The organism is Bacteroidota bacterium (genome assembly GCA_026391695.1).
Classification (GTDB): Bacteria; Bacteroidota; Bacteroidia; order Bacteroidales; family JAGONC01; genus JAPLDP01.
On sequence record JAPLDP010000025.1, the window covers coordinates 14,905 to 30,152 of the forward strand.

A 15,248-nucleotide genomic window follows, 5' to 3' on the forward strand; every position below is an offset into this window, starting at 1 on the left:
AAGTTGCAAGTTGCAGGTTGAGCGAGGCGCGGCCGAGCGAAATCCCGACAAAGTCGGGATTGCAAGTTTTTTATTCATTCTTGTTAATTAAACCTTATCGCCCTCATAGGGGTGATACGGGTTATGATATACGAAGGAACGATCAGCATGAGCGTGCAAATCAACAGGGTTCCGACGTTAAGCAAAACAACAGTCCAAACATCGAGGTTGATAGGGACTACCGATACATAATAGGATTCCTGCGGGAGCCTGATAAGTCCGAACTTTTGCTGGAGCAGGCACAGGCTTATGCCGAAGAAATTGCCCCACAGGAGACCTTTTCCGATGAGCCAGGCTGCATTGTACAAAAATATTTTCCGCACGCTCCAGTTCCTGGTGCCCAATGCTTTAAGGATGCCGATCATATTAGTTCGTTCCAGGATGAGAATGAGCAATGTGGATATCATGGTGATACCTGCAACAACGACCATCAGCACCAGGATAATGACTACATTCATATCCTGTAACGCCAGCCAGTCGAACATTTGCGGATATAGCTGCCTGATGGTCTGCACATCCAGATTAAAGGGCACATGGCTGTAAACCTCTTCCGCAACTTTGTCGAGGTCCCTGAAATTATCGATGAGCACTTCAAAGCCCGACACCTGGTCCGCTGTCCAGTTATTCAGCTTCTGGATGTGTCCAATGTCACAAAACACATAGGTGTTATCAAATTCATCGAGTCCGGTTTCAAAGATGCCGGCGACCCTGAATTTCCGGCCCCTGGTTGTATTATCGATGATAAAATACATCCGGAGGTCATCGCCGACGTTGAATTTCAGCTTTGCGGCGATTTTTTTTGAAATCATGACATCGTCGGTTTTGCCGGTATCACTGACGGATAAGATATTTCCCGCGACCATTTTATCGCTGAAGAAGGACCAATCGTGGTCGCTGCCGGCACCTTTGAGTACGACACCCTGTATCTGGTCTTCCGTCTTGATGATGCCGGCCTTGATGGCATAAACCTGTATGTGCTTTACACCCCGGATGTCTTCAAGGGAAGGATAGAAATCCTGGTTCTTCTCAACCGGTGATGACTCATAGGAGGCATTCATGTCGTAACGGCATATCTGAATATGTCCTCCGAAGCCGATGACCTTGTTACGTATCTGCTGCTGAAAGCCGGTGACAATGGCCATTGAGATGATCATGACAGCCAGTCCAAGGACGATGCTCAGGATGGTAATACGGATGATCGGACGCGAAAAGCTGGCTTCGCTTTTGGATACAATACGACGCGCTATAAAAAGTTCAAAATTCAATTTTCGATTTTAAATTTTAAATTTTCAATTGTTATCTGGCCCACGATTAAAATCGTGGGTGAAATTAATTGCGAATGATTTACCTGGCCCACGATTTTAATCGTGGGTTTCAAAATTAATCGAAAATGTTGAATAATCTTAATTGCGCGAATTCAGAGTATGTTTTTATGCGAAAAGAGATGATGCTCAATGAAAAAGAGAAATGGATAAAGAATGTTTTTCTATTTCTGTACTTTCTTTTATTTGTCTCCCGTCTTTCGACGGGATAAACTCCAGAAAGTACGAAAGAAAAGGACAGCCTGGGTTTTGGGCGACCCACTCCTTGAATATCCAATATCGAACATTCGAAGTAGAAGGCGAAATAATCTTCGAAGTTAAAGACATTAAACATAAGCGTCTGCTGCGTATTGTTTACTATTACATCTAAGTTGCCATATTGACTATTTGACTAATTTTCAAATTCTCAAATTTTCAAATTAATTCCCCGCCCCGCCTGCAAACCCTAAGGCATTTAAGAAAAGAAATAATTTAAAAAGTCTGCATCTATGAAACGAATCTTTAAATACAGAACTATTCAATCTCCAGCAGATCAAAATATTATTTACCTGCCTTCAAATCTCATTCCCACGTTAACGTAAAATTTTCGACATGATTTGTTAATCTTATTGAGATGACATATATTTGTTTGAAATTCATGCAGATAATTTGTACAGTATAAAAATATAGTGGTGCGGCTTCCAAGTTGGCGTTTTGATATGTGAATTCATTCACTTGTAAAACAAATTAACGCTATACTGCAGCACATACATTGTTTTTAGTGGCAATACATAATAAAACTTAAACTTAATCCCAAATGGAGAAAAAAGATAAATCAGCAATCGAAAGCAAAAAAAATCAAATTCTTAATTTGATAAAAGAATTTTGTTCACAAAAACTTGATGATGAGTATTTTGTACTATCTGAACGACTTTTAGATAAACTCGGAAGAAAAAGAGATGTGCCATTTATGACCGGAAAGATTGAAATATGGGCTGCTGCGGTTATTCATGCTCTTGGAACCATTAATTTTTTATTCGATAAATCATTCAACCCATATGTCACAATTGATGAGATTAACGATTTTTTCGGAACAAATAAATCATCAACTGGCTCAAAATCCAAGTTTATCAGAGATTTATTAAAAATGGATTATTATAATAGTGAGTTTTCAACAAGTCACATGCAAAAAAATAATCCCTATAATGATCTGGTAATGTTTAATGGATTTATAGTTCCAGTTGATTCATTGCCGGAGGATCTACAGGAAAAAGTCAGAAAAGTCAGATCAGAGGGAAAGGACATTGAATTTCATACTAAAAAATAAAGAAATATACTACCCCCATAAGCCGCATGCAAAAAGCCTAAAATATGATACATTCTATAAATATAGCATATTATCTTGAGAAAGATTGGAAACGATTCCTGGAATCAATTGACGACAGGGAAAGTATGCATGATACATGGAAAGAGTGGCACAAAGCATACTTAAAAACAAAAAAGGAGCTCAGTATACGAGGATTCAGAGTCAATGATTTTATAGTGGATATAGATGAGTTGATTAAATATTGCAAAATGAGAGGAATTAAAAACGATGGGAAAGCTCGTTCACAATTTGTAACGAAAAGATAACACAATGGGATTTATCGCGATTTCAATCGATACGTATGTAAAAAAACATCTTGAGAATAATCCTACTGAAAATGAAAAGGATTTACGAACAAGATTAAATTCTGCATTAGCAGATTATAAAAAAGGTGTAAAATGTTCTTGCGGTAATGATATTTGGGTTATTGGTTCAGCATCAGTCGGTAACAGTTGTTTTACCTGCATAACAGGTGAAAGTTATCCAATTGATGCTTACGAGATTGATTCGGCCTTAAAAAAAAATGAAAGCAAAAAAGGCCGCAAACACATAGTTGAAATGGACAAAACACAGATTGCAGGATTTTTTGATGATGAGGGATATGAGATTAATACTGAATTAATTAAAAAACCATCTTTATGCCTTACTTGCATAAATGATGAAGATCCTAATGAGGAAATGATATGTATTATGACACGATATGACCAAAGGGCTAATAAAGAATTCAAGTGTTTTGCATATAAGAAAAGGACTAATTGACTGACGAAATCTAAAAATGCATGACGGCACACACACGCAGTATATGCAATTGCAGGGTTGGCGGGTCTATTAATGTGCAAGCAATTATGAAGCTCAGTGTAAATAGACAAGTCTGCGCCATGAAATCGGCAACTGCACATACTGCCAGACGTTTGTAATCATAAACATAAAAAGAGTTACTTTTACCAGAATAAATCAGAAATATTTCATTTTAAGAACAATCAACTAAAACAAGGAGGCTATTATGACATCGCAACCAGAACAAAATTCCATCTGCTGTCCCCCGTTTAATCCTACTTTATGGGATGATAAAACATTTATATGGGAGAATAAGAAGTTCATTAAGGATAGGGTATGCACTTTTTTCTACATGCCCATCAACTTTAGCAGAGTGATGAAAAAATTCAATAAAAAAGTAACTGAGGCCGGGGCAACGATGCCCGACTGGCTTTGCCTCTCGGATCATACTTCCAAATGGAATATGGATCTCTATCTTGCAGTTGACAAGGACGTACCGGGTGCTGAAAATACGACTCTGAGCGGTAAATTTTATTGCAAAGTCTATGAAGGTCCTTTCAGGGATACGGGGAAATGGTGTAAAGACTTTGAAAATATCGCCAAATCGAAAGGATATAATGTCAAAAAGTTGTACATGTGGTATACAACCTGTCCGAAGTGTGCAAAAAAATACGGGAAAAATTATGTGGCTATTCTGTCACAGGTTGATTGAATATTAAGAAAATAATGAAGCATCACGAAAATGGGTATTTTTAGGGTAACCCAGGTAAATGACCCCATGCTTCAGCTTGGGGAAATGAATTACCCCGTGCTTTAGCGCGGGGTTAAAAAAACCACACAAAACCAGGCTTTAGCCCAAAACCTTATTTACATTCTGATTTGATGCCTTTGTTTAGGGCTAAAGCCAAAGTTCAATTTAGCTGCCTGAAAATCCCGGCCTGAAGTCCGGGGTAATTCAAATCACGAATTCTAACCTCAGGTACGGATTATTGCGATGAACCAAAATAATTAAGGATTGCCAATAGAGACTATGTTCATAAGCTGATTTGATTTATCTGATATGAAGCTGTTTTCATTCGTTTTACTCCTTCTGACGGATTTTCACTTTTGCATAAACCCATATTCCGGAAACTCCGGTCAAGAGAGTAAAGATCAGGCGTGCACCATCATTACCGGTGCCGAACGAACCGACATCTATTTCCCATGGCTAACCGGCAAAAAAATTGCAGTCGTCGCGAACCAAACTTCGCTTATTAACCAGACGCATTTGGTCGACAGTCTTCTGGGTGCCGGTTTGGACGTGGTGAAGGTCTTCAGCCCGGAACATGGCTTCAGGGGAATGGAAGATGCGGGAGAGCCGATTCAGGACCAGGTGGATAAAACCACCGGCGTACCCGTTATTTCGCTCTATGGCGATCATTATAAACCGACAAAAGAGGATCTGGCAGGCATCGATATCATCCTTTTCGATATCCAGGATGTGGGTGTGCGATTCTACACCTATATTTCGACGCTGACTTACGTGATGGAAGCCTGCGCAGAACAAGGCATTCCAATCATTGTCCTCGACAGGCCCAATCCCAACGGTGATTATGTGGACGGGCCGGTATTGGAAAAAAAGTATGCATCCATTGTGGGATTGTATCCTGTACCTATTGTGTATGGAATGACCATCGGCGAATATGCCGGGATGGTAAACGGCGAAGGGTGGCTGAAAGATGGCATAAAAGCTGATTTACGTGTGGTGCCGTTGAAAGGATATGATCATTCATGCCGGTATGATCTGCCTGTCAGGCCCTCCCCTAACCTGCCCAATGCCGATGCGGTGTGCCTGTACCCTTCACTGGCTCTTTTTGAAGGAACGGTAGTAAGTGTCGGAAGGGGAACAGACTATCCGTTTCAGGTGCTCGGACACCCTCATTTTGTCATTGGCAGTTATGCCTTTAAACCTGAAAGCAGACCGGGAGCCAGGCACCCACCCTACGAGGGTGTCTATTGTCTTGGAGGAAGTCTTACTGGTTTCGCAAAGGAAGTATGCCAGAAAGAGCGCCGCCTTCATCTTTCATGGTTGATATACTATTATGAGTTCCTGAAGGATCTGCCCTCCTTTTTCAATGACTATTTCGATAAACTGGCCGGAAATTCTTCGCTACGCGAACAGATCATTGCCGGGAAAAGTGAAGAGGATATCAAAGCCACATGGCAACAGGGGCTGGATGCGTTTAAGGTGGTCAGGAAAAAATATTTGCTTTATCCGGATTTCAGATAAAGTGGGATCCTACGGGGAACTTGACCAAACCACCTCACCCCTTTCACCCCCTCTCCTTGGGGAGAGGGGGACGGGGGTGAGGCCAATTATATCGTTCTACCGGGATAAACCTTCAGGGCTTCCTCGAGGCATTTCATTGCCCGCTTCAGGTCATCGACATTCAGAACATAACTGATGCGCACCTCATCCAGACCTTTGCCTTTGGTTGCATAGAAACCTGTGGCAGGGGCAAGCATGACGGTTTCCTTATTGTAATCGAAGCCTTCGAGCAGCCACTGGCAGAACTTATCGGAATCGTCGATGGGCAGCCGGGCGACAACGTAAAATGCACCTTTAGGCACAGGGCAGAAAGCTCCCTTCATTTTGTTAATGCATTCCACCACCACATTCCGCCGGGCATGGTACTCTTTCAATACGCCTTCAAAATATGTTTCGGGAACGTCGATGGCAGCTTCAGCTGCGACCTGTCCGAATGTCGGCGGGCTAAGCCGTGCCTGGGCAAACTTCAGCGCTGTCAGCATCACCTCGCGGTTCCTCGATATCAGCGCTCCGATCCTGAATCCACAGGCACTGTAACGTTTCGATACCGAATCCATCAGGACCACATGCTGTTCAACCCCCTTCATGTGCATGACCGAGTGATGGGTGCTCCCATCATAGCAAAACTCCCTGTATACCTCGTCAGCAAAGAGAAACAGATCATATTTCAGAGCCAAATCCTTGAGCATATCAAGCTCCTCTTTTGAGTAAAGGTAACCCGTCGGATTATTCGGATTACAGATCATGATGGCCTTTGTACGTGGTGTGATGGACTTCTCAAAGCCCGCTATGGGCGGAAGAGCGAAACCGGTTTCAATTTCTGAAGGAATTGGCTTCACGGTCACACCCATGCTGATGCCAAAACCATTGTAATTGGCATAAAACGGCTCGGGGATGATGATCTCATCCCCTGCATCCATGCATGAGCCCATGGCAAAAAGAATAGCTTCTGACCCACCTGTGGTGATGATGATTTCTTCGGGCGTGATATCGATGTTATTCTTTTTATAGTATTGTGTGAGTTTCTCCCGGTACGACAGTATTCCGGCTGAATGGCTGTAGGCTACCACTTTCTGGTCAAAATTCCGGATAGCTCTCAGGGCTATTTCCGGGGTTTCAATATCGGGTTGACCGATATTTAAGTGATAGACTTTTATACCACGTTTTTTGGCCTGATCGGAATAGGGGACCAACTTACGAATGGGCGACGGAGGCATCCGTCGTCCCTTATCTGAAATTTGGGGCATAGCAGTTATGGAATTACTTTGGCGTAGGAGTGGAGTTCTGATCCACATTTTTCTCAGGTAAGGTCTCACTCGGAGGAGCAACGACATTACCTGTTATTTTTAGTGTGACGGGATTTGTTTTGGCATTGGACTCCACAGTAATACTTTTATTAATCACGCCCAAACGGCTGGTGGAATATTTAACCATGATCTTGTCGCTTTTTCCCGGCAGGATAGGCTGTCGTGGCCAACTGGGCACCGTACAACCACATGATGAACGTACATTGGTAAGAACCAGAGGCTCCTTGCCTGTATTCGTAAATGTGAATTCACAATCCCCGTTGCCATTCTGAGTAATGGTGCCGTAATCATGTTCCAGCTTATCGAATTTGATGTCAGCGGCATTCAGGGTATCAGTCGCTGTTGTCTGGGCATTGACCGAAAACAGTGTAAACAGAACTAATCCAAATAAAAAAGCCAATTTTTTCATATATGTAAGGTTTAAAGTTTTGATTTTCATTTTCCGCTGCAAAATTAATGATTATGGTGAATTTTCCGAATCTGAATAAGTCAAATATTTTTGTGGGATGTCTTAATTATTTCAGTAATTTATACTCAGCTTATCGAACATGGTGTTATTTTTCATGATTTCGACCGACTTGATAAAATCATCATCGATCTGGTTAATAATTTTAAAATAGGCGTTATAATCAAACAAATTACGTGCAAACAATGCCTTGATGCCAAAAATTATTTCATTTTTTGAGTCGTTGAAACCTTTTTCATCCTTCGTAACGCCGGCTTTTTCAGCATAATCCATGAATTCCTGGATGATTTTGTCATCGACGGTAAATTTCTGATCAAAGGTTGTGAAATCCCGGTATTCATTATGTAAGGTTTGGCGGTTAGCATTCAGATAATCCAGCACAAAATTATTGAAGACATTTTTTCTTCGCAGGTCAATGTAATAGTTTGAATAGTGGGTAGTATCGTAGGGGACGAAGACATCGGGCATAATGCCGCCGCCGCCGTACACCACGCGCTGTGCAGGGGTGTAATACTTCAGTGAATCCGGAAAATGAATGCTGTCGGGATGAACCATTTCCCCCTTTTTCATTCTTTCTTCAAAGTCATTATTATAGGCATCGAGGCCTTCGTCATAGGGTTTCTGGATACAACGGCCTGTGGGTGTATAATATTTGGCTGTAGTTAACCTGATGACCGACTCATCGGGGAGCTTAAAAGGCTTCTGTACAAGGCCCTTGCCAAAGGAACGCCGCCCGAGGATAATGCCCCTGTCCCAATCCTGTATAGCTCCTGATACAATTTCACTGGCCGAGGCAGATCCTTCATTAATCATGATGAGCAGCTTGCCCTTTTCAAAATCACCATCGGCAGTAGCTTTAAAATCCGTACGCGGACTTTTCAATCCTTCGGTATAAACAATCAGTTTCCCATTACCAAGAAACTGGTCGGCAAGTTCTACGGCAGTATTCAGATATCCGCCGGAGTTAAAACGCAGATCAAGGATAAGGCTTTGCATCCCCTGCGTTTTCAGGCTGGCCATGGCTTTGTGGAATTCATCGATGGAAGACTTGGAAAAACGGTTCAGCCTGATATATCCGATATCCGAACTGACCATATAGGTAGCATCGATACTATTCAGAGGAATTTCATCCCGCACAATGGTATAATCCATCAGGTCCTTCCTGGTTCCCCGCTGAATGGAGACTGTCACCTTGGTACCCTTATCACCACGTAACTTTTTCATTACCCAGTCGTTGGTAATATTGGAGCCGGTGGCATTTTCACCGTTGATTTTGACAATTTTATCCCCTGCCATGATGCCCAACTTGTCGGAAGGGCCACCGGGAACAGGTGAAATAATTAGGATAGTATCTTTAAATAACTGGAATTGCACGCCTATGCCGTCGAAATTCCCCACCAGGGGTTCATTTGCACGCTCTACTTCCTCTTTTGAAATATAGACCGAGTGAGGGTCGAGATGCTTGAGCATCTCAATAATGCCGGCTTCGACAAGAGAAGGTTCATTAACCGTATCGACATAAAAATAATCGATGATCTGAAGGGTGGCTGCCAACTTCTGATAGGTCTGTTTCGGATCGGCAGTCTGGGCACTTCCATACCCTGACATCATGCAGAAGACTATCGCTATCAGCAAAGCTGATTTAATGACACTTGATATTCGGTAAATTCGGCTCATTTCTAATCGGGTTATTGGGTCGACAAAATTATTCATTTATTGGCACTAAACCACAAAAGGCATGTAACTATTTCTGTTTAAATCCTAATATAAACTTGTTATACATGTTGTATTGTAAAAAAGATGCTTAAAGTTTAACATTTTGCGTTACCTTTGGTTTAGTAACATTTCGATTTTTAACACACTTTAACAATCCAAGGTCCGGACATATGGATCAGGAAAAGAGAGGATTCATTAACAGCCTGGTATTCCCATCCATTCTTTTGGTTCTTATCTGGCTGATCCGGGGCATAGAGGTCCTCTTCAGTATTGATTTGGGATTTCTTGGCATTTCTCCCCTGAAATTATCGGGGCTCATAGGCATCATCACTGCACCACTGATACATGGCAGCATTTCGCACCTGGCGGCTAATTCCTTACCGCTATTTGTGCTCACTGTTGCCATTTTTTATTTCTACAGAGAGATTGCCTGGCAGATCGTTCTGCTGATCTGGTTCACAACCGGCCTGTGGACATGGTTTATAGCCAGGGATGCCTATCATATAGGCGCCAGCGGAGTAATATATGGCATGGCTTCATTCCTCATTTTCAGCGGTTTAATCCGAAAAGACATGCGCCTATCCATCGTGTCATTCATTGTGGTTTTCCTCTATGGCAGCTTTGTATGGGGTGTATTCCCCGACTTTTTCCCTGACAGGGAGATTTCGTGGGAATCACATCTGATGGGATTTGTTTCAGGATTAATCATGGCTTTTTACTACCGTAAATCCGGTCCCCAAAGAAAAAAATATGATTGGGAAGATGAGGAAGACGAGGAAGATGATGCTCATGACACCGGTTCACCAAGTCAGGATGAAACTTCCGACAACAGTAACAGGCAGGAGATGAAAGTCACCTATCATTATAAGAGCCGGAGTGACTCCGACCCGGGGCAGTCCTGATAACTACTTTCTGCTCTTAAGCCATAACCTGTCGTAAAGAAACAGGGCTATTGCCGTCGCTACGCCAATACCGGTGAAGACCACCCAGATATTGGATGGATGATAGGTATTCCAGAGCATATAGGTGAGTTCATGCTGATTCATTCCCATGAGTTCACACGCCCTGTTGATATAATCGTTTTGAGTAAAGCTATCGGATATGGCAGGTATGTCAAGACCTCTTGATGCCACTTCTGCCTGCAGGATGGTGATTTTGTCAGCCATCCTGGTATAAACGCCCCCTGACAGAATACCTGCAAGGAAGTTCCCACCGGCCATAGGAAGGAAAGAACAACCCATATACAAGGCTATCTTATCCTTGGGGGCTATTCGTCCGATATATTCAGTGATTTTTGGAGAACTCGACATTTCTCCCAGTCCGAAAATCAATAGAGATAAGAACAGATAGAAACCATTCTGAGTGATAAACCACAGGGCGATGCCAATAGAGCTGACCAGGAAACCCGACATCATGGCATTTAATGGTTTAAAACGCATGACAATGGATGAGACGAGGACCTGAAAACACACAATATAAAAGGCATCAACGTTTGAAAGCATTTCAGGGGCAATGGTTCCCTGGGCTGTTCCAATGGCAGATGCCAGCCTGGGTGAAATCGAGGCCAGCGCATGATAAATGCCTGTCGTATCTACCCACTGGTCAATAAATACCGGAAGTGTATAAAATAACTGATTATACATAGCCCAGAAACCAATGACGATGAGAAGAAAAACCAGGAACTTGAAATCGGTGAGAGCTGTGAATATATTTTTAAAGACCTGGGAAATGGATTTTCCCAGAGAATCTACATTTTTCTGTCTGGGTGGTTCCTTATACAAAAAAATGACAATGAACATGTTTACACAGATGATGAGCGCCGACATGATGAATACATACTCCCAATTAAATGCCCTGAGCTTGGAGGCGAAAACAGGGCCTATGAAAGCGCCAATGTTGACCATCATATAAAAAATGCCAAAACCGATAGAGGAGGTTTCATTATTGGTAGTTTTTGCAATGGTGGCAGAGATGATTGGTTTAAACAGAGCGGCGCCAATGCCCACATAGAAGAAGATGAAAAACATGCCGGTATAGGAGGTGAATTGCCCCAAGAGGTAATAACCTGAAATCAGGATCAGATACGCGATGATCAGCACACGCTTATACCCGAATTTATCGGCTATCGCACCGGTGATTATGGGTAAAAAATAGAGGGTCATGACGACGGTTCCTATCAGCAAACCCTTTTGAGATTGTGAGAAGCCCAGGGCGCCAGTATCACGTGAACCTGTCAGATATAAGGCCAGCACCATGAACATGCCATACCATGCCCATCGTTCGAATAACTCCATGAAATTGGCTGACCAGAACGTTCGGGGATATCTACTGCTCATTACTCGATAATTACCAATGAATATATGAAAAGACGATCATGGACAAATGTATGAAAAATATTATATCAGGATTCACTCACGCCACATCTCAAAAATTTTGAAATGGTCACAACGTATCCCTGACCATGAGGTAAGGTCTTGTTCGCCTATATATACTGTCATTGACCAATTTCAGATCAAGCAGTTCCCCTATGGAATGAAAATCGCCGGATTTCTCTCTGTGTCTGGTAATGGCTTTGACTACATCCATTTCCAGATAGGGGTGCCTTAAAAGCTCGCTGAACGATGCTTTATTGATATCCAGTTTACGGATCAGACCCGTGTCGGCGTAAATATTCTGCCATATAGGCATGAGCCTGGCACTGTCCATGCCATACACTTCCAGCAACTGCTCCCTGCAGTAATATCCTCCGAGAAGGTCACGGTATTTTATGATCCGCTGGGCGAATTTGGGTCCTATGCCCCTCAGTTTGTCAAATGTTGCCGAGTCAGCAGAATTGATTTCAACAATGATTTCATTCTGCTTTAGAGATTGAACTGCCGGAAGGCCGGCTTGACTTTTGGGATAAACATTAAATTTTTTATTCGAATTCAAGGTATCAGGCCGGCTCTCAGTAGCTTCAACAGCCTGATAAAAGGCTGCAATTTCAGTTTCAAAGGTCGAAAAATCAAACTTCTCTCTCCGAATGAATAATGGTGTGAATGTATTGCCCAAAATAACCAGAAATACCAGGCACGACAGGATAAAGATGCCGCGTTGTTCCCTCTTTGTAAAAGTGAGATAATCCTTTAGCAGTTGTTTCATGGTTTATATGATAAACCGGTGCCAGGCATCCGGCTCATCAACCATTAATCAAAAAAACAGGATTATGTGACCCTTTAAGTAGAATTCTTTTTACCGGACGAATATTTTTTCCAGATGAAATAAACAGGAATACCTGCCAGCACGATAAGCAATCCAGGCCAGGTAAAGAGGGGCTTATAGCGTAAAATGACGATAAGGATAATCAGGCAGGCGATAATATAGAGTACAGGAAATACGGGGAATCCAAATGCCTTGTAAGGCCTGTCAAGCTCCGGCCGTTTTTTTCGCAGGACAAAAACCGCAGAAATGGTGAGGATATAAAACAAGATGGCAGCAAACATCACGTAATCCAGCAACTGGCTGTAGGTGCCTGTGAGGCATAACAGAATGCTCCATAAAGCCTGGATGCCCAATGAAAAGGCCGGCACTCCCTTTTTATTGAGTGTGCCTGTTTTCTTAAAGAATAATCCATCCTGAGCCATGGCATAAAAAACGCGGGCGCCGGCAAGCACTATGCCGTTATTGCATCCGAAAGTGGAAATGACTACCACAAGAGCCATGACGATTTCAGCCGTCTGGCCAAAAATACCATATATTGCTGCTGTGGCCACCCTGTCCTCACTGGCGAACTGAATACCCCTTTCCATGACTGTAGCGCCATCGGGGGAGCCATTCATCGGTAAAACAATGATATATACCACATTGACGAGAAAATAAACCACGCAAACGGCCAGTGTGCCAAGAAATAGGCTTCGGGGTATGGTTTTTCTGGGATTGATCACCTCATCGGATGTATAGGTGATATTATACCAGGCATCGGCAGCAAAAAGTGAGCCCACCATCGATGTGCCAATAGCCACGAGAAGTGCCAGACCGGAAATGGGAATATGGGTGCCGCCATCGACACGTGAGGCATTCCAGAAATCCGGTGAACTTAAGATACGGAGATGGCTGCGGCTGGCAGCATAGATGCCTATGGCGATAAAGACCAGCAGAATAAAAATCTTGGAATAAGTGAAAATATTCTGAATACGTTTACCCTGGTCGATGCCCCTGGTGTTATTCCAGGTCAGAAAAAGTATCAGGAAAATCGAAACAGCTTGTGTAGTATTGAATTTAAAAGCACCCAAACTGAAAAGCACATTCTGTTCGGATATCCAGGGTATGATGACTCCGGAGAATTTGGCAAAGGCCATACCCACTGCAGCAATGGTACCGCACTGGATGACCAGGAAAAGTGTCCAGCCATATAAAAAGCCATAAAGCGGCGAATAGGCTTCACGAAGATAAACATAGATACCACCGGCATGAGGAAGCATACAGGCCAGCTCACCATAAGCCAGGGCAGCCAGTATGGTCATCACCCCGGTGATGGCCCATACGACCAGCATCCAGCCCGGGGAACCGACATTCCGGGCTATATCAGCACTGACAATGAATATGCCTGAACCAATCATTGAGCCCATCGTGATAGCAGTAGAATCAAAGAGGTTCAGTGACTTTTTGAACTTTCCGGTGTCGCTCATTATCAGGTGTTCATTCGCTTTTGCCCTGTTTTATTATCAATCGCAGCGATTGGTCATAGGTGATATAATTCCATAGCCAGTCGATAAAAATAAACAAACGGTTTTTGATACCTACTATCGACATCAGATGGATAAATGTCCAAGTGAACCATGCAGGAAATCCATACAGGCTGAAATGGGGAAAATCAGCAACAGCCAGGTTACGTCCCACAGTGGCCAGCGTACCTTTATCTTTATATCTGAACCGGTGGAATTCCTTTCCTTTTGAGGCATTCACCAGGTTTGATACCAACAGCCTGGCCTGCTGTATGGCAACCTGAGCCACCTGGGGATGGCCATTGGGATACTCCGCAGTTCGCATCAGGGCCAGATCGCCTATGACAAAAATATTACTATAACCCGGTACTTTATTGAATTCATCCACAATCATACGCCCTGAAGGTCCGTAACAATCTGCAGCCAATCCCTGAACCGGATTTGCCTTCACCCCTGCAGCCCACAGCAATGTGCGGGAACGATACGTATTCCCATTCTTTAATGTCACTTCATAACCATCATAGCTGCCGACCATAGCATTTAAAACCACATCGACACCTAACTTCTTCAGGTAACGTAAAGCGATTGCTGATGATTTCTCACGCATGACATTCAGCAGCCGCTGGCTGCTTTCCATCAGATAAATATGCATGAAGCTGAAATCCAGCTCAGGATAATCTTTCGGCAGGACAAATTTTTTCATTTCCGCCAGCGCACCGGCGAGTTCGACACCGGTGGGGCCTCCACCAACAATGACTATATTCATCCTAGCTTTCACCTCTTCGGGATCATCCATGCACATCGCACATTCGTAATTCTGAAGAATGACGTTACGGATATAAAGCGCCTCAGAAGTCGATTTCATGGCTATGGCATTCTTTTCAATATCTTTCATGCCATAAAAATTAGTGCCGGTGCCGGAGGCCAGTACCAGGTAGTCGTATTTCAGGCTGCCAATTGAAGTGTAAAGGACATTTTTTCCGGGATCAATTGTTTTCACATCTGCAATCCTGAAATGGATATGGCTCCATTTATGAAAGATCTTCCTCAGCGGAAAGGATATTGAACTGGGCTCCAGTCCCGACGTAGCCACCTGATATAACAGCGGCTGAAACTGGTGATAGTTGTTTTTATCCAGGACAATGATTTGAAAATCATGCCGCGACAATTTCATAGCAACTTTTAATCCTGCAAAACCACATCCGGCAATGACAATTCGCTTAAGTCCGGTTTCAAGGATTTTGCTAATTGAATCAGACATATTT

Annotated in this window: 14 protein-coding genes; 6 read left to right on the forward strand and 8 right to left on the reverse strand. The window is 43.0% G+C overall.

Annotated features, from left to right (window positions below; all coding sequences use genetic code 11):
• Positions 1 to 83: 83 nt before the first annotated feature.
• On the reverse strand, positions 84 to 1,304 hold the full coding sequence (locus NT175_02335) for an ABC transporter permease (GenBank protein MCX6233547.1): 1,221 nt from the start codon (positions 1,302 to 1,304) through the stop codon (positions 84 to 86).
• Positions 1,305 to 2,157: 853 nt separating this feature from the next.
• On the opposite strand from NT175_02335, the gene NT175_02340 reads away from it, so the two are divergent.
• From NT175_02340 to NT175_02360, 5 genes are all read left to right on the forward strand, one after another.
• On the forward strand, positions 2,158 to 2,667 hold the full coding sequence (locus NT175_02340; GenBank protein ID MCX6233548.1) for a DUF6398 domain-containing protein: 510 nt from the start codon (positions 2,158 to 2,160) through the stop codon (positions 2,665 to 2,667).
• A gap of 44 nt (positions 2,668 to 2,711) precedes the next feature.
• Entirely contained in the window at positions 2,712 to 2,972 is a 261-nt protein-coding gene (locus tag NT175_02345) for a hypothetical protein (protein MCX6233549.1), read from the forward strand.
• Positions 2,973 to 2,976: 4 nt separating this feature from the next.
• Entirely contained in the window at positions 2,977 to 3,465 is a 489-nt protein-coding gene (locus NT175_02350) for a hypothetical protein (protein MCX6233550.1), read from the forward strand.
• 244 nt (positions 3,466 to 3,709) lie between these two features.
• On the forward strand, positions 3,710 to 4,195 hold the full coding sequence (locus tag NT175_02355; protein ID MCX6233551.1) for a hypothetical protein: 486 nt from the start codon (positions 3,710 to 3,712) through the stop codon (positions 4,193 to 4,195).
• 348 nt (positions 4,196 to 4,543) lie between these two features.
• Entirely contained in the window at positions 4,544 to 5,752 is a 1,209-nt protein-coding gene (locus tag NT175_02360; GenBank protein ID MCX6233552.1) for a DUF1343 domain-containing protein, read from the forward strand.
• A gap of 86 nt (positions 5,753 to 5,838) precedes the next feature.
• On the opposite strand, the gene NT175_02365 is transcribed toward NT175_02360, so the two are convergent.
• The 3 genes from NT175_02365 to NT175_02375 form a co-directional block, all read right to left on the reverse strand.
• On the reverse strand, positions 5,839 to 7,038 hold the full coding sequence (locus NT175_02365) for a pyridoxal phosphate-dependent aminotransferase (protein MCX6233553.1): 1,200 nt from the start codon (positions 7,036 to 7,038) through the stop codon (positions 5,839 to 5,841).
• Between the two features lie 13 nt (positions 7,039 to 7,051).
• Positions 7,052 to 7,507, reverse strand: a complete 456-nt coding sequence (locus NT175_02370; GenBank protein ID MCX6233554.1) for a DUF1573 domain-containing protein — start codon at positions 7,505 to 7,507, stop codon at positions 7,052 to 7,054.
• A 111-nt stretch (positions 7,508 to 7,618) separates the two neighbouring features.
• Entirely contained in the window at positions 7,619 to 9,241 is a 1,623-nt protein-coding gene (locus NT175_02375; GenBank protein ID MCX6233555.1) for a S41 family peptidase, read from the reverse strand.
• A gap of 209 nt (positions 9,242 to 9,450) precedes the next feature.
• On the opposite strand from NT175_02375, the gene NT175_02380 reads away from it, so the two are divergent.
• On the forward strand, positions 9,451 to 10,182 hold the full coding sequence (locus tag NT175_02380; GenBank protein MCX6233556.1) for a rhomboid family intramembrane serine protease: 732 nt from the start codon (positions 9,451 to 9,453) through the stop codon (positions 10,180 to 10,182).
• Between the two features lie 3 nt (positions 10,183 to 10,185).
• Here NT175_02380 and NT175_02385 read toward each other — a convergent pair whose 3' ends face one another.
• The 4 genes from NT175_02385 to NT175_02400 form a co-directional block, all read right to left on the reverse strand.
• Positions 10,186 to 11,616 carry an MFS transporter gene (locus NT175_02385; GenBank protein ID MCX6233557.1) on the reverse strand — a complete coding sequence of 477 codons (1,431 nt, stop codon included), beginning with the start codon at positions 11,614 to 11,616 and terminating at the stop codon, positions 10,186 to 10,188.
• Positions 11,617 to 11,722: 106 nt separating this feature from the next.
• Positions 11,723 to 12,421, reverse strand: coding sequence for a helix-hairpin-helix domain-containing protein (locus tag NT175_02390; GenBank protein MCX6233558.1), 699 nt, complete (start codon positions 12,419 to 12,421; stop codon positions 11,723 to 11,725).
• Between the two features lie 74 nt (positions 12,422 to 12,495).
• A complete protein-coding gene (locus NT175_02395) occupies positions 12,496 to 13,947 on the reverse strand; it encodes an amino acid permease (GenBank protein MCX6233559.1) in 1,452 nt (483 codons plus the stop codon).
• A gap of 10 nt (positions 13,948 to 13,957) precedes the next feature.
• The gene (locus NT175_02400; GenBank protein ID MCX6233560.1) at positions 13,958 to 15,244 is read right to left on the reverse strand and encodes an NAD(P)/FAD-dependent oxidoreductase; all 1,287 of its coding nucleotides are present in this window, start codon (positions 15,242 to 15,244) and stop codon (positions 13,958 to 13,960) included.
• Positions 15,245 to 15,248 lie beyond the last annotated feature (4 nt).